The following is a 15,724-nucleotide window of genomic DNA, read 5'->3' on the forward strand; positions in this document are numbered from 1 at the left end:
GAGGGCAAAGATGAGCAGCGACGCAATTCTGACGTCCCCTGCCCGGCCAAAACTGTTCGTTCCAGGGCAGTCGTCACTGGAGCTGGGCGTCGAACGGTACGTTTTGAAAGGCGGCGGAACCGCTGCTTTCGAACTCGACAAAGGAGACCGCATCGAGATCAGTCCACTCGAAGGCGGCCAACGCGTGGAGATTGCGGCCTTCGCTCCCGGTGGCAAGAGCGATCTTGGTGCGCTCGGTCTCAAAGGACGCGCCACGCCGGCAGGCATTCAGCGCGCACTCGAAGCCGATAGCGAAGACATACAACGCGTTCGCTTTGGATTGTTCCGGCGCGGACTCGACATTGGACGCGTCAAGGCTGCGAGCGTGCTCGGTCCGGACAGCGTTCCCGGGGACGTCGTCGCGCTGCAGGTGGAACGCCCGGTCCTCGCCGTCTTCGGTGCACCAGCGGAACCGATGGTCGTCTGGGAGCAAACGCCCGCAACCGATATCCTGGTCTTCATCCAGCGCGCCAATCCTCGCCTTCTCAATGAAGCCAAGCTTCCCGACCCCATCGCCGAACCGCGCCTGGATATTCGCATTACCATCGCGAGCGCCGAAAGCTTTGAGGTTCACGAAGGCGAATACATTCAGATCATCGACGTACAGGGCCGCCAGTGCTCGGATTTCCTGGCATTCAATCGTCGCGCACTCGACCGCGGCGAAGTATTGGGGCTCGACTCGACGACGACGAGATCGATGATCGGCGCCGCATATCCCAAGCCCGGCCTCTATTCGAAGTTCTTCGACCGGGATCGCAATCCGCTCGTCGAAATCGTGCAGGATACGGTCGGGCGTCACGACACGTTCAACCTCGCATGCACGACGCGCTACTATGAGGATATGGGCTATTTCGGGCACCCGAACTGCACCGACAATTTCAACGACGCGCTCAAGAACTACCCGATCGGCAGCTACAAGGGCTGGCCGGCTATCAACTTCTTTTTCAACACCAATGTCGACTGCCATAACAACATATGGTCCGACGAGCCGTGGTCTCGCCCCGGCGACTACGTGATGATGCGTGCGCTGACCGATCTCGTCTGCGGCACATCCTCATGCCCTGCCGACATTGATGCCTCCAATGGATGGCACCTGACTGAGATACACGTTCGGGTCTATCCGAAAGACACACCCTTCAAGCGCTCGATTGGATTCAGAATGACACCGGATGCACCTCTTCAGCTGACGAGAGAATCGGGATTCCACCCGCGCACGTCGGCTCTCACGCGCAACTTCGGCGAATACCGCGGGTTCTGGGTGCCTCATTGCTACGCGAATGGAGGCGCAATCAAAGAATATTGGGCTTGCCGCGAAGGCGCGGTCATCATGGACTTATCGCCTCTACTCAAAATGGAAGTTCTCGGACCCGATTCCGAGCAGTTCCTGCAGGGCATCATCACGCGCGACGTCCGCAAACTGTCCGTAGGGCAAATCTATTATACGCCCATGTGCTACGAGCACGGAGGAATGGTGGACGATGGAACGCTCTTCCGCTTGGCGGAGAACAATTTCCGCTGGATCGGCGGCGACGACGCAAGCCTCATCTGGCTGAAGGAACAGCTCGCAAAAACCAAATACAAAGTGAATCTCAAAACCGCGACGTCCGAAATCAACAACGTCGCCGTTCAGGGCCCGAAGTCTCGCGAAATTCTGCAGTCGCTCATCGAGACGCCACCCGGCAGGCCGTCGCTTCAGGAGCTCGGCCTCTTCCGCTTCACAGTCGGACGCATCGGCGGCGTGAACGGCATTCCGGTGCTTGTCTCGCGAACGGGCTACACGGGTGAACTCGGATACGAAGTGTTCTGCCACCCCAAAGATGCTCCTGCGGTTTGGGATAAGATTATGGAAGCCGGCGCACCGTTGGGCATTCAGCCGTTCGGATTCGATGCGCTCGACATGGTGCGCATTGAAGCCGGCCTCGTCTTCGGCGGCCACGATTTCGATTCAACGACCGATCCGCTCGAAGCCGGCATTGGCTTCACCGTTCCGACAAAGAAAGAGGAAGACTACATCGGCAAGGCGGCGATCGAGAACCGGCGCGCCAACCCGCTCCGGAAGCTGGTCGGCCTCGAGATCCAGGGCAACGAGAAACCCTCGCACGGAGATCCTGTCTTCGTCGGCCGGGCAAACGTCGGCGCGGTGACAAGCGCGATGCGCTCGCCGCTTCTCAAGAAGACGCTGGCCTTTGCGCGGGTGGACGTCACACATGCGGAAATGGGCACGGCGCTTGAAATCGGACGCCTCGACGGACTTCAGAAGCGCTTCAAGGCGACCGTCGTACCGTTCCCATTCTACGATCCGGAGAAGAAGCGCGTCAGAATGTAAGGAGCCGTATCAGCAATCCCTATCACGCGCTGCAGAAGGGCATGTCTCCCACGAGCGTGTCGCCGGTCACCTACTTGCTCGCCGTGTTCGCGCGATCTACGCTTGCGCTTGGCATGTGGCTCTGCCTGACTTTCCTCGCTGTCCCATCTCCATCCAGCTGCTTTCGATCCTGGGCAACAGCGACGTACGGCTGTTACACGCTGCTCTTCCGCGCGCTTTAGGTAGAGGCGGTCTAATGTCCGCTCAGCGCCACTACCCCGCTCCGTCAGTCCCGCTTTACGAGGTCTGAGCGTCACGTCATCCGGCAGCTTTGCTTTCTGCGCTGCTTCCCTCACCCGTTCGCGTGCATAGCCGAGCGTGAATAGCCGAGCCGCTTCGGATTTTTTCCGCTTCGATTTTCAAAGCACAATCGTAAGCGGTGCGAGCCGTCCAGAGATGTGCAGCGAGCTCTGAAAAGAACCGGCGTCTTCATCTTTCAGGCGAGCGAAACCAACTCGCCCTGTTTTGTGGTGATGGACCATGCGGACCAAGTCGGAGAGCCCTACTTGCGACCAACTGCTGTTGCTTAATGGCGCGATCTCAGTGCGTAGGGGCGGAGCAATGACAAACTTGAAGAAGTTCTGTGCGGTCATTGGGCTGATCAGCCTGTGCGCGAGCAGCGCTCTCGCGCAGGAAGAACGTAACGAAGCCGTGCAGGCCGCGGTGGAGGATATGGCCAAAGAAATGGTCGAATGCGCTGTTTATTTCGACATCGTGGCCGCTGTCTTGCGAAGCGCCAACGAACGCGCCACGTCTCTGAAATATGTCGACGCCTACAAATTGGCGGTGGCGCGGGCCGACAGCCTCAGTCCAGGAGTGGTGAAGGCGCAATATGCCGTCCTGGCCAAAGAGATGACCCACAAGGTCGTAATGGCCAACATTCCAAAGAAGATCGAGGAGAACCTGTCCAACGTTTCGATGTTGGAAATTTCGGTGCTACAAGACCAGTACAGCAAGCTGTGCAAGGACGTTATGAACGCACCGGGCGAGCGTGCAAAATACTGGATGCAGCACACTGGCGCGCCTGCTCCGTAGTCCGCGATCACGGCGAAAAAAAATGCGACCGCCCGTGGGCGGTCGCTTTCGTGTTACCTCACCGCATCAATGATGATGGGGGTCATCATCATGCCCGTGATCGTCATCACGGTCCTTCTTGTACTCGCAAGACTGCGTCTTAGGCGGCTTGATGCTCTTGTTCGCCCATTCCAGCATTACGTCCATGACCTGAAGGTTCGTTGCCTTGCCCGGCTTCCCGTTCTTGCCGGGCGCCGGGTTGTCCTCGATCATCATCATATGCGAGATGCCGCGGAACGGCCCGACGTAGTCTATGCCGAACGGTCCCTTGTAGCTGCCCTGCCACCAGCCGGGCTCATCCAGCTCAATGTAGTCAGCCTTGCCGCCGCTGGCCTTAATGGCAGCCACCGACTGCTGACACACGGTGCTAGTCGCCGTGTAGTCACTGACGAAGGCCATGTACGGAACGTTCTTGAAGTCGGAACCATCGGCAGCAAGCCCAGCACCCGGCAATGAGCACGATCCCTCAATAGTGATCAGCCCTTTGAGTAGGTTCAGCTTGCCATGGCTCTTGAGGATGCGCGCCATGTGGTGGCCGATGCTTCCCGCCTGCGAGTGGGTCGCGACGATGGCCCCGCCCAAGCCCTCGACCAGCTCCGCGAGCGCGATCGGTGTCCACGTGTTGGTGGGATTGATGGCAGTCGGCGTGCAACTCAGGCAAGTCGAACCGGCGAGGAAGTTCTCTGAGTTCGGCAGGTCGAACTTGTAAGCTTCCAAAGCTAGAAGTGAACGGTTCTGCGCCACCTGCGCGTTGTCAGGCGTTATGGTTCCAATGCCCGCAGGCGCGCCTGAACCGGTGCGTGACTTGATGGCCAAGTCGATCGCCCAGGGCGAATCGCCTTCCATCGGGAGACGGCCCTTGTATTTGCAGTGGGCCGGTTCGGTCACGCAGGTCGGATCGCCCACGTCGCCGTGACGGATCATCTTGCTGGCGGTGACGCTTTCATCGAAGCGATCGCCAGACGGTGCAGGCGGCAAGAAATGGCCGAACCAGGTTGCAAAGCCAGCGGTGCCCTCGTGGCTGAAGCCGAATGCCGGTTGCGTGCCTCCACCGGGGAGCAGCGCCAGCGCCCCAGGGATATCGTTCTGCTGCAGCCTATAGACCGCTTCGTGAATTGGCGTGTGATCGAAGCCCGAGCGGCCGCGGCCCGGCTGATCGATGGTGTAGCTCGGGACGTTGTTGCGAACGAGGTAGTCGTTCCAGCCTTCGTTGCCGGCTGCCGTTCCCTCGACGGCAGAGCCGGAATAGCCCGAGCCATGCACCATGATGAGGGGCCAGCTCTTCGACTTCATAGGAGTCTGGAACTGAACGTACATCTGGTTGATGATGATCTCGCGCTGTCCTTGCGGTGTCGGCCCGCTCGCGAACGGCGTGATCTTTGGATTGCCGCCGACGTAGAACGTGCCCTTGTCACAGATCTCCAGTGGGGCCGTCATATATTTGTTCTTTGTGGGCGACTTCCACGCCGACGCTTGCGTGGCGGCAAAAACGCCGACCGAAGCTACGGACGTCATCAGCAAAAATTTGAATGCTTTTTCTTGTGTCATCGCGTTCTCCCTAGACAACGACAAAACATCGTGGCCTTGACGTGATCCAAGACCGCGTGCGGACTAACATCCACGCGCTACAACTGTCTTGGCGCGCGACATTCGGCTGTCTTTGAGATGACCGCTACGCTGAGTGTGAACGCGCTAACGCGAGAGCGAACGCAGTGCGCGGAATTTTTTTGTATGCTCCCCAAAATGCAAAGCGAGGTGCTCGGCGTTTGCAGCACGGCCGAATTTCTCATTGCATACGCGATGTCGTTGTGCACCTCTTTGACAGAGGCCGGAGCATCGCGAGAGAGCATTCGATGTCCAACAACATCTTAAACCCAGCTGCAGATTTGGCCCGCAATGGCCGGATCGAGAACCTGTTCTCGACGCCGCTGTTCAGCTACATCTTCAACGATGTCGCGGTGCTCAATGCGCAGCTCCGGGATCTCATCCTCAAGCGCGAGCGCACTACAAAGTCGGCGCAGAAGAGCAACATCGGGGGCTGGCAGTCGGACGTCGATTTTCTCAGCTGGGGCGGCGATGCCGTGGCGACACTCGGGCGCTACATGAGCAGCGCAGTCGAGGCCGCAACGAGGCAGCTGCCGCTCGTAACGCCTGGGCTGCAGATCGGTTTCGAACTCGTTGCCTGGGCCGCCGTCAGCCGCAAAGGAGACTACAACGCCTCGCACGTGCACCCGCTGTCCACGTGGTCGGGGGTCTATTACGTCGATCCAGGGGATGAGCCATCGAGCGGGTTCGGTGGCGCGCTCGAGTTCGAGCACCCCGTCCAGTCAATGGTGATGAATTTTTTCCCTGGTCTGCTGCCTTCCACACTTTGTGTACGACCTAAGGCCGGTCTCATCGTGCTGTTTCCCAGCTCGCTCGTGCACAACGTTCGCGTCTATCAGGGGGAGCGACCGCGCGTCTGCGTTCCGTTCAATGCGCTTACGCAGGTCGTGCCTAGCGAGTAAGACAGAACGCATCAGGCGTATAAAAGAAGCGGCCACCCGAAAGTGACCGCTTCCAACATTGATCGATGAAGTGTTCCCGAAAGGGCTTATCAGTGATCGTGCCCATCGTGATCATCGTGCGGGCCTCGATCGCACATCTGCTTCTTCTTCATCTTTGAGATGTGCTTGCCGCTCCAGTTCAGAATGACCTGCATGATGTCATTGGCATCATAGCCACCGCCTTCGTCGCTGCCGTCCATCATCATGTGCGTGATGCCAAGCATGACGGGCCGCTTGAACGCAGCAGGCCAGGCATTGGCAATACTCGGCGCTTCGTCGAGCTTGATGTACTCCACGGCTGCCTTGCCTTGGCCGGCTTTGCGACGAGAGATGATGGCGTCGACGATGCCCTGAGATTGCGTGCTCGTCGCCGTATAATCGCCCTTCACGACAAGATACGGAATGTCGTCGAAGTCCTCCACTGCCAAACCCGCGTTGGCCAAGGTCACCCCGGTGCCCTCTACCGTAACCAGGCCCTTGAGATACTTGAGAGCGCCATGCTGCTTCAGGATGCGGACGGCATGGTGCCCGATGGGGCCGCCCTGCGAGTGGGTCGCTATGACGGCACCGCCGTAGATCTTTCCAAGCTGTTCGACCAGTTCCGCGACGTTCACGGGCGTCCAAGTATGTCCGCCAGCGAATCCGCCTGCGCTGATCGTCGTGGGAACGCAAGTCGCGCACGTGCCCCCCGGCAACGTCTGCTCCGTGTTCGGAACGAGCTGTCGCCAATAGTTGAGAAGGTAGTATTCCTGCGGACCGGCAATGTTGCCGGCAACCTGTTCGCCCTTAGGAATTAGACCTTCAGGAACGAGCTCTGGGCTCGTGGAGTGGAAGTCGAACTGCGGTGTCACGCCGGGTCCATGTGAGGTATCCGGATCTTTCGCACTCCAGCCATGCGGGACCAGCTGGTCGACGAGGATGTTGGCCGGCCCAGGCCCGGTCGGCAGGCCTGTCGCCGGATTGACGAGATGTCCGAACGTGCCCTGCCACCAGTCGGCGGTTCCCAGCCAGAGAAAGTTTGGAATAAGCGACCGGCCTTCGGCGTCGTTGGACGGATCGGCGTCGGTTAGCTTCGCGACACCCTCGTGAATAGCGCTGACGTCGAATCCAGACCTGCCGCGCCCCGATTGGTCAACGACGAAGGTCGGGATGTTCTTGCGGAATGTATAGTGTGCCCATCCCTCGCGACCGCTCGGCGTGGACTCAAGGCTCGCTCCAGTATGCGCACCGCCGCTCACGAAGATCACCGGGTAGTCGTCGAACTTCATCGGGATCTGGAACTGGACGTACATTTGCCCGATCATCACGGCTGAAGGCGTCGCGCTCCGCGTCGAGGATCTCTGGTAGTAGGTCTTCTTGAGCTTGCCGCCAACGAAGAAGCTCCCCTGATCGCAGACGCTAATGCTCTCTTTCAAGTAGCGGTGCGAAGGCGATGGGTAGATGCTCTCATTTTTCGGTGGTGCGCCCGGTTTGGGGCCCGGGCCGTGGGCGAGCACGCCTGTGGATGCAGACGTGCAAGCGAGCACTGCTGCCAGGCAGCACTGCGTCCCCTTTCGCCAATTCAACTGGATGGTGGTCATGCGCGTTTCCTGATTCTTCTTTTTTTCATTCCGGGAGCGCAGTTGAAGATGCTCTAGCCCCCGCGGACTTGAGCTTCCCTCACCTCGTCAATCTCCCGCCGACAAGCAACGGACCGCACCAATGAGATGCGGCGGAGCTTCAGCGGCAAGACACCAAGCCAGATTTTGCTGTGCTCGTCTGTGCAGCAAGGGAACGATAACCGGCAGAGGACGAACCCGCCCCAGCGTTTCCCGACGGTGACATTGAGAAGCGCACCGTCGATGCCGTACGCAATCAAGCGGTGAGCTGTCCACGAGCCGAACATCCCGTGACGCCGCTCGCGGGCGCCATACTACGCCATGCCGTATTAGTAGTTGGCGCGCGTGCGGTACTGGCGGGGTGGCATGCCGTACCGCTGTTTGAACGATCGATTGAACGTCGAGAGTGCGTTGAACTCCCAGCGATAAGCAAAATCTAGATCGCTTTGTAGCCGCAGCCAGGCGAGACAAAATTCTTGCGGACGAGATCGAGCCTCTTTGACGTGACGGACGAGCCGAAGGTCATATGCTTGGCAGCGAACAGCTTGTGGACATAGCGCACCGTGATGCCGAGGTTTTTCCGCGGCCGAGATCGTTCTCAGACGCACCAAAGGTATTTTCGGTCGATCCTTGCGCTTTTCGACTGAAAACATCTCATGCTTCGCCGCACTTCGTGCGCTCGCTGTACGCTTCCTGCTTAGCGAGTTATCTCCAGGCGGAAACAACGGTTTTTCCGAGGCTACGTCCTGATCGGCACGCAAATCAAAGAGCACCGCAAGGGTGCTCGTCTAGGAAGACGGGGGGAAGAAGGGTTCCTACGAACGGTCTTGGCAGCGCGCCAGAGTTCGGCCCGGCTCTGCTGTCCAATCAATAGTTCTTGTCGATGCAGTCTTGGTAGCGGGCCCACCAATAGCGGCCGCCCGTCGCCTGAGCACGCTTACGGATCCAGCCGCATCCTTCGGAGTATCCTGCGCCGTAGTAGGCGCGGTAGCCTACGAAGGGCAGGCCATAGAACCCGCGGTAAAATCGATCCCCGATGATCTCTCTACGACGGGCACCATAGCGCACGTCAATGAAGAGGCTACGGGAGCCAGAAGCAAAGGCCTTTGCCACGGGCAGCGCCACTGCTCCTTGAGACGAAGCGAGCCCAGCCAGAATGCACCCCGCGGCTAACGCCACCATAACCGATCGGCTCATCACTTGCGTCTCCTTGAGCGCACCGGACAGTAAGTCTGCGATCATCATACCCTAATTGCGCGAACGTCAAAGTCTGACCCGGCCGCGTCAGTGCCGATGCGCGGTGCAGCACAAGCGTGCGCACATGCGCTGCTCAGATCCAATTTCATAGCTAGTTCTCGATTGCCACAGTCCGTACGCAGATTGCCTAGCGCCAAAAAAAAGTTTGCCAGAAGGTAATATCAAGCCGGGCGAACAATCGGAGCGCCCATCCAGACGCTCCGGGCAAAGAAAAAACTGATCGCCCGTCGCTAGCAGGGAGCGCACAGCCAAGACGCCTTTCGGGTGACGACAGGTTTGCAACGACCATGACAATGCGAGCCGGTGAGCGAACGCTCCCCGGGAAGATGAACTGTTGCCTGGACAAGAGGCCAATCAAAACCGTGGGAGCGAAGCAATGGCGAAAAAATCTAAGGAACTGGGCAACGGGAAGCGCGAAGACGGGCTAGACTTCTCCCGACGCGGCTTTCTTGGCGGCGCGGCTGCGGGTGGTCTTACTGCTGCGGGACTCGGCTTCAACGTCAGTCGAGCAGATGCGCAGTCAGACGACCGAGGCCGGGACAAGGATCCGCCGAAGCACGGTGGCAACGGCGCGAACGACCGTATTCTCCTCAAGGGTGGCGTCGTCCTTACTCTCGATAAGGCCGTCGGCGACTTCGAAAAGGCCGACGTGCTCATCGAGGGACGCAAGATTGTAGCCATCCGCCCGAACATCAATGCCAGCGCTCGTGTCGTCGATTGCACGGGCTCGATTGTCATGCCGGGCTTCATCAGTACGCATAATCATCAGTACGAAGCCATCCAACGCAGCATCATCGCCGACGGCCTCATCGTCTTCGGCGGAGATCCCGACCAGCAGCAAACGGCCACGACAAACGCTATTTACGAGGCGTATGGCACAGTCGTGCAGAGCATCTGGACGTCGGGACGCATCGGCACGGCGCAGGCGCCGCAGTGGGATTTGGGCCGCTCTCCGTACGACCCAGAGGATTGCTATAATGCCGAACTAATCGCGTGTCTCAGCCAGATCACGCAGGGCATCACCTGTGGAACTGATACATCGCAGTGCTCGCACACGCCTCAGCACACCGATGCGATGATCAAGGGCTGCATCGATGCCGGCCGTCGAACACTGTTCGACTACAGCAACGGTGTTAACCGTGAGCCGAACCAGGGTACCAACTCGCCTGCCGTTGCCAAGCGGCCCTATAACGTCAAGACAGATCCTTACGAATTCCCTGGCGCTGTCCTCTACCCCGGCAAAAAACTCGGTCTAGAGCGCATTGCCAAGAAATATTTCTCTTCGAAGGATCAACTTGTTTCGTTGGGCTTCTCGGGCGGCCCGACGCCGGTCGCTAATCTACCAGCACAATACGCGGGCTTAACGGGTTGGGGGTTGGCACGCGAGTTTAGCGCTTTCATCAATGCTCACAACGTGGGCGGCGCGGGTGTCCCTGCACAAGCGCTTGCGGCAGGCCTTGCGCCATTCGAAGACGTTACTCTGGTGCACTGCGTACGCTGGCAGGACAACAACGTCGCGCAAATCAGCCACAGCCACCTCGGCTATCCCTCGCCTGCAACCTCGTCTCCTTGGAAAATCTGGGCCGACAACGGTGGCCACGTTTCCATAGCCGGCAATATCGAACTGCAGATGCGGCACGGGCAACCACCGTTCCAACTGGCGCTCAACCACGGCATCCTTCCGAGCCTCAGCCCAGATGTCGACACGAACATGACGCCGGACCCCTTCTCGATGATGCGCGGTGCGTTCTGCCTGCAGCGAGGATTGGCCAACGATCTCGCGTTCGGTACAGGCGCCAACGCCAAGAGCGATCCTGGCAACCTGCCGATACCGCAACTCATTACGTGCCGTCAGGCTGTGGAGATGATGACGATTGCGGGTGCTGCGGGCAGCGGTCTTCTGAACAAGGTCGGCACGCTTACGCCAGGCAAAGAAGCGGACATCGTCATTCTCGACTACGACAACATCAACACCCAGCCTATGAACAACGCGTATGGCACCGTCGTCACCATGATGGACACCCGCCATGTGAAGCACGTGATGATTGCGGGCAAGTTCGTCTACTGGAACGGCGACCTAGTCGGCTGGGACGTCAAGAAGATCATCGCTAAAGCGGTGCAGTCTCGCGATAACGTGCTGCGGCGCATCAATGGGCCAGCATGGGGCAGCGACGTCGGCATTCTCCAGCGGACGAAGAATAGTCTGCACAATCCGTATCGGCCGGCCTTCCTCACGTCCTGTTGCTACAATGGCCAAAATGAGGTCGCGCCGCATTATACTTACCGGCCATAGCAGCACGCAGGAGGATCGCACTGCGTAAGACACTGCTCGCGACGATATCCAGACGACGATCCGGGAAAATCCCCGGGTCGTCTTTTGCGTCCGCAGGGTCAATCTCCGACCATCATGACTAAGCAGCCAGCGAGCGTTGCATGGCCAAACACTACGGTAAGTATGTTTTCGGCGGGCCCCCTCGGGGGCTTACGGCAGCAGGCCGAGGCCAGACTGCTCCTGAGCCGTCGGCGGATCGCAGCTGGTACCTAACGGAGGTGAAGCACGCCGAGATACTTCTGGAGCGCCACCAATTCGATCGCGCGCGCGCCGTTCTCGAGAAGATCCTCCCACGCCTCGGAAAGCGAGCAAGCTTCGAACGTGCTGCCGTTACCGAACAGATCGGACGTTGTCTGCTGCAGGAGGGAGATTGGCAGGCGGCCAGCTCGGCTTATCGCGATGCTGTAAAGATTGCTGCAAGCCTTCCGCTGAGTGACGGCTCCAAGCGGCTGCAGTGCGCGGCTTGGTCTGGGGTTGGAGACGCCTACCGGGCGGGCGCCCACTTCGCTGGGGCACGCGAAGCCTACTCAAGCGCCATTGCCCTATCAAAAGAGGTCAAAGACGAACGCGCGTTGGGCATTGATCTCGTCCACCTCGGGATGTTGGAGCTGGACGAGAGCAATTTTGCGGCGGCGACAACAGCATTCCGCGCGGCGCTCGATATCTTCCAGCGGCATCGCGACCGGAACGCGCAAGGCGCCGCGCATTACCAACTCGCCCGCGCGCTCCTCGGCCAGGAGCTCACGAGCGAGGCCGAGGCGCACCTGCGCTCGGCCGAGGAACTGCGTACCATAGAAGCGGACTACGCCGGCGCGGCACAAGCCGCACTCCAGCTTGCTGCTATTGCCGCTACTTCAGACGATGCCGAAGCGTCGTTCCGCAGAGCGGTCGATGCCGCGCACCAAGCGGGGTCGGCGCTACTCGTCCGACAAGCGAACTGTGGGCTTGCACGTCACCTCTCGAACGTCCCGGGCAAGCGGTTCGAGTCTCGCCGGCTGCTCGAACAAGCACTTTGCGGCGTCACGCTGGAAAATTTTGCCGGTGACGTCTGGGAAGCCTACGGCCTCCTTTCCGATTTGCTGCTCGCTGAGGCGGACGAAAGCCGATCGGCGCTGCTGCGGACGCAGGCCCTCAACTTCCGCCAAATCTCACAGGCGGGTCCCCGCCTTCATGCAACGCTGACAGAGGTCGGACCCGAGCCGACCTTGGGACGCGCTGCTCTGGTGCAGCGGATCGCCCGATGTTTCACCCTGGGCAATCGATTTGATCTCGCCATTGGGTCGCTCCGCGAGGCGATTGCCCTGATCGCCAGGCTTCCCCCGTCCGCAGGTGCACAGCGGCTTCTGGTAATCACGCATCTCGATCTTGCCGGTGCGCTCCGCTTGGCCAAGCAGCCTGTCGATGCGCGCGCATCTTACGCGAGGGCACTGGCCGCGGCACAAGAGATGGGCGATGTGCGAGCTCAGCACATTGCCGCGACCTGCCTTTCCGAGTTGGCGGTCGAGGAGGGTTGCGCCGATGACGCCGTTGGACATGCCAGAGCCGCATTGCAGAGCTGCCGTACCATGCGGGACACCTCTGCGCAGATCGGTGCGCTGATGATCCTTGGCGCAGCCTGCGAGGCGGCCAAGCTGTGGGGCGATGCGGCGGCCTGCTACGTAGAGGCTGTCGCTCTTTCCGACACGCAAGGAGATGCCGATGGCGCCCAGCAAGCGCATCGGCGGCTGGCGGAGATCACCGGCAGCACTGGCGTGGAGGGCACCTCTGCCGGACGGCCTGAAGCGTCGCCCAATACGCCCGACGCGGCCTTCGTAGCCTCGCTTCGAGTCGACGAAATTACGGATTGCGTGTTCGGATCCGACCTCGTGATCGATCTTGGCGAGGAGACGCGGGTTTCAGAAGTTGCTGACACGACGAGCTTGCTGGATGAGGAGTCAAGACTTCAGCTTCGTCCCAGCACGCGGACCTACCTGAGCGACGACAAGCATCTTTGCGTCGAGGCGCCGGACCGGGAACCTTCCTGCGAATCCCTGCCCGAATGCGTTCTGATGCGCCGCGCTCGCCGCGTGCTCACCGTTTCAGGACCGCTCAGAATCGCCTGGACGGTACTTGCCGCGCTCAATGGCACCCGCACGGTGCGCAACATTCTCTCTCGCCTGGTGCCCGGCGATCGGCCCGCTGCGGAGAACTTCCTGCACCTGCTCGCCGCGACTTCAATGCTGGATACCTCGGGACGGGCTGTTGCCAACTTCATCCATTCCGCCACCATGAAGGGCACCCTCCGCGGTGGCGGCCTCAACGACACTGCTGTCGTGGGACTCGTCACCGACGGTGCATATCGCAGTCGCAGCTTTGGCGACGCACCACACGTTCGGCTGGCTAATGTTGTCCCGGAAAGCCTGCGTTCCTTCCGTGACCTTACACGCCAGCGCCGGTCGCGGCGCGACTATGCGGGCACGGAAATATCGAAGGTCGAGCTATCCGCCCTTCTGGACACCGCGTGCGGTGTCACCGGAACGATGGCGTGGTCCGACGTTGAGGGCGACAAGGAGGTGAAGCTGCGCGCCTATCCTTCCAGCGGCGCATTGTATGCCGTCGAGATCTATCCCGTTATCCTGCGCGTCGGCGACCTTCACGCTGGTGTCTATCATTATTCAGCTCTTGAAAACCGCCTCAGCCAGGTGCGGGAGTACGTCAAGGACGAGCATATTCTTTCCGCCATCCTGCCGACCGAGCGGACGATGGTATCGGGTGCAGCGGCGATGATCTGCCTCGCCGGCCGTTTCCGGCGTCATGAGCAGAAGTATGGCGAGGGGGGATACCGGATGTTGGTAGCCGAAGCCGGACACATCTCGCAGACACTGGTCCTAGCCGCAACGGCCCTCGGCCTTGCGGCCCGGCCGTTCGGCGGCGTGTTCGACCAGCTTCTCAATCGTGAGCTTGGACTTGACCAAGCCGAGGAGCAATTCCTGCTCTCGGTCGTTGTCGGCCATGCGATTCAGTAACGGACAGCATACGCCTCGAAATTTGCAGACCTGCGACGCGCGCCGTAACTAGCCGGCGTCGGCCCGCATGCGGAACTGGCTGGGCGTGCAACCGTAGCGGCCGCGGAAAGCGCGATTGAAACTCGACAAGTCGTTGAAGCCCCATCTGAAGGCAAGAGACGAAATGGGTTGATGCCGACACGCCGGCGACAGGAGGTCCCTGACGATGTAGTCCAGCCGGCGCGCCGTGGTGTACGAGCAGAACGTGACGCCCGAGGCGATAAAGAGCTTGTGCACGTAGCGGGTGGATATACCGAACTTCTCGGCGACGCTCTTCGGTGATAGGTCCCCACCTGAAATATTCTGGTCAACGTATTCTAGTATTGCGCGCAGCAGGTAGTGCTGCTTCTCGCCGCTGTCCTTCCTTTCCTCTATCTCGAAACAACCCGCTTCCAGCGGCAACAGTGAAACGCTGGCATTATAAAGCGAGCAGAGTTCCTCTGGCGACGCGGAGATCATCCGATCGGCAATAAGATGCATGCACTTGCGAAGGGGCGTCCTGTCGCGCTGCAGTAAGGAATTGACGAGACCATCACTTTCCCGGCACGCCTGATCGAAGTCGCTTTTGGGTATCGTGATGACTATCGCATCAAACGGCGATGGTGCCATGATGATCTTTGCAGGCTGTACAGCGTCTATGACGACGATGTCCCCCTGGGTCGTCAGCGTCGATCGCCCTCCCTGCACCCATTCCGCCCCACCCGACAACATCATGACGAGATAAGTTGCCTCGCCCGTAGACTTGGCAATGTCGGCGGACGTTCGCGACGTCACGTGCGGAGTGCAGCGATGACGCGTAATCGATCCATTCTCGACGAATCCTGTTTCGACTCGCGCTTGGAACTCCTCGCCGCGGGGAAATTCCGGTGACCAATGCATGTAAACTTTGCTCAAGGCGTCGCGATAGAACGCAAAGATCTTGCTGGAGGGGATGTATTGGGTATCCCATATTCTAAAGCTGGCGCCGATCGTGGCGGCCACGTACACGCACGACCTACCGATGCTGCTGACCAACTCGTCCACGAGCAGCGCCGCCGTATCTCCGGCCAGGCTCGAGGCAGACGGCAGCTGCAAATCCGCATTTGCCCACACCTCCGGCACCCCGAGCAGCAGCATCCCAGCCGCTGCGGCAGGAGCCGCGACCACCAAATTTTTGTTCATTTATGAGCCCCCGGCCGCGGAGCGCATTCGTTCGACCGGTGGCCACGCCACGAGTTGCTCAAAGGTCAGCCCGCCTATCCCAAGCATGACCAAACCTCCCCTATACCTTTTTTGTCACCGCCCCTTTATTCGCTTTTTGATATTGGGGCTTGCCATTTATTGGAAGGCCGTCTTCACCGCCAATTCCACTCCAAATATACCAATATTTAAGGCGTCAAAAAAGCCGAACCATTAGCTTTTGGAGGCTCCGGCGTTCACGATGTATTTCAATCACGATAATTGAGCCTCAAGAAACAACTCACAGTAGC

At 59.7% G+C, this 15,724-nt stretch carries 9 protein-coding genes; 5 read left to right on the forward strand and 4 right to left on the reverse strand.

The window, feature by feature from the left end:
• The first annotated feature begins 10 nt into the window (after nt 1–10).
• Both VFG26_RS13165 and VFG26_RS13170 read left to right on the forward strand, forming a co-directional pair.
• Nucleotides 11–2,365, forward strand: coding sequence for a DUF1989 domain-containing protein (locus tag VFG26_RS13165; protein WP_325025985.1), 2,355 nt, complete (start codon nt 11–13; stop codon nt 2,363–2,365).
• A gap of 600 nt (nt 2,366–2,965) precedes the next feature.
• Complete coding sequence (locus VFG26_RS13170; protein ID WP_325025987.1) at nt 2,966–3,439, forward strand: hypothetical protein; 474 nt, start codon at nt 2,966–2,968, stop codon at nt 3,437–3,439.
• A gap of 66 nt (nt 3,440–3,505) precedes the next feature.
• Here the strand turns inward: VFG26_RS13170 and VFG26_RS13175 are convergent, their stop codons facing one another.
• Complete coding sequence (locus VFG26_RS13175) at nt 3,506–5,026, reverse strand: hypothetical protein (protein ID WP_325025989.1); 1,521 nt, start codon at nt 5,024–5,026, stop codon at nt 3,506–3,508.
• 305 nt (nt 5,027–5,331) lie between these two features.
• On the opposite strand from VFG26_RS13175, the gene VFG26_RS13180 reads away from it, so the two are divergent.
• Entirely contained in the window at nt 5,332–5,985 is a 654-nt protein-coding gene (locus tag VFG26_RS13180; protein ID WP_325025991.1) for a TIGR02466 family protein, read from the forward strand.
• 89 nt (nt 5,986–6,074) lie between these two features.
• Here VFG26_RS13180 and VFG26_RS13185 read toward each other — a convergent pair whose 3' ends face one another.
• Nucleotides 6,075–7,604: a hypothetical protein gene (locus VFG26_RS13185; protein ID WP_325025993.1), complete on the reverse strand. Its 1,530-nt coding sequence runs from the start codon at nt 7,602–7,604 to the stop codon at nt 6,075–6,077.
• Nucleotides 7,605–8,489: 885 nt separating this feature from the next.
• Nucleotides 8,490–8,819, reverse strand: coding sequence for a hypothetical protein (locus VFG26_RS13190; RefSeq protein ID WP_325025995.1), 330 nt, complete (start codon nt 8,817–8,819; stop codon nt 8,490–8,492).
• 436 nt (nt 8,820–9,255) lie between these two features.
• On the opposite strand from VFG26_RS13190, the gene VFG26_RS13195 reads away from it, so the two are divergent.
• Nucleotides 9,256–11,172: an amidohydrolase family protein gene (locus tag VFG26_RS13195; RefSeq protein ID WP_325025997.1), complete on the forward strand. Its 1,917-nt coding sequence runs from the start codon at nt 9,256–9,258 to the stop codon at nt 11,170–11,172.
• A 140-nt stretch (nt 11,173–11,312) separates the two neighbouring features.
• Nucleotides 11,313–14,216, forward strand: a complete 2,904-nt coding sequence (locus VFG26_RS13200) for a SagB family peptide dehydrogenase (RefSeq protein ID WP_325025999.1) — start codon at nt 11,313–11,315, stop codon at nt 14,214–14,216.
• Nucleotides 14,217–14,264: 48 nt separating this feature from the next.
• Here VFG26_RS13200 and VFG26_RS13205 read toward each other — a convergent pair whose 3' ends face one another.
• A complete protein-coding gene (locus VFG26_RS13205) occupies nt 14,265–15,416 on the reverse strand; it encodes a helix-turn-helix domain-containing protein (RefSeq protein WP_325026001.1) in 1,152 nt (383 codons plus the stop codon).
• Between the last annotated feature and the right edge of the window lie 308 nt (nt 15,417–15,724).

Source organism: Hyphomicrobium sp. (assembly GCF_035687085.1).
Lineage (GTDB): Bacteria > Pseudomonadota > Alphaproteobacteria > Rhizobiales > Hyphomicrobiaceae > Hyphomicrobium_B.

Bases quoted from the DNA above. Each gene is read 5' to 3' on its own strand.
- VFG26_RS13165 (WP_325025985.1), top strand. From the start codon at position 11: ATGAGCAGCGACGCAATTCTGACGTCCCCTGCCCGGCCAAAACTGTTC.
- VFG26_RS13170 (WP_325025987.1), top strand. From the start codon at position 2,966: ATGACAAACTTGAAGAAGTTCTGTGCGGTCATTGGGCTGATCAGCCTG.
- VFG26_RS13175 (WP_325025989.1), bottom strand. From the start codon at position 5,026: ATGACACAAGAAAAAGCATTCAAATTTTTGCTGATGACGTCCGTAGCT.
- VFG26_RS13180 (WP_325025991.1), top strand. From the start codon at position 5,332: ATGTCCAACAACATCTTAAACCCAGCTGCAGATTTGGCCCGCAATGGC.
- VFG26_RS13185 (WP_325025993.1), bottom strand. From the start codon at position 7,604: ATGACCACCATCCAGTTGAATTGGCGAAAGGGGACGCAGTGCTGCCTG.
- VFG26_RS13190 (WP_325025995.1), bottom strand. From the start codon at position 8,819: ATGAGCCGATCGGTTATGGTGGCGTTAGCCGCGGGGTGCATTCTGGCT.
- VFG26_RS13195 (WP_325025997.1), top strand. From the start codon at position 9,256: ATGGCGAAAAAATCTAAGGAACTGGGCAACGGGAAGCGCGAAGACGGG.
- VFG26_RS13200 (WP_325025999.1), top strand. From the start codon at position 11,313: ATGGCCAAACACTACGGTAAGTATGTTTTCGGCGGGCCCCCTCGGGGG.
- VFG26_RS13205 (WP_325026001.1), bottom strand. From the start codon at position 15,416: ATGAACAAAAATTTGGTGGTCGCGGCTCCTGCCGCAGCGGCTGGGATG.